We start from the raw sequence: 227 nt of genomic DNA on the forward strand, positions 1-227 counted from the left end.
CCGATCTCATCGCTGTTGAAGATACCATCGCTGCCCATGCCGCTGAATTCAACGATTGGTGCAGGTGCGGCAACATTGTCCACAGGCTGGTTGTCAGTAGCTGTTGCAGATGGGTTGCCGGCGATATCAATCACTTGCGCCGTAACATCAACATCAGTTGCGCCTGCAGTGACAGGGACTTCAACGTCAAAGCCGTTGTCGAGCATGTCTTGAGTGACAGGGCCATT

General features: G+C 53.3%; 1 protein-coding gene. It reads right to left on the minus strand.

What is annotated here, in order from left to right:
- Positions 1–227, minus strand: a 227-nt coding sequence (locus H5202_RS23850) for a hypothetical protein (protein ID WP_182774180.1), incomplete at both ends; no start/stop codon positions are given.

This window comes from Shewanella sp. SG41-4, from assembly GCF_014164505.1.
Taxonomy (GTDB): domain Bacteria; phylum Pseudomonadota; class Gammaproteobacteria; order Enterobacterales; family Shewanellaceae; genus Shewanella.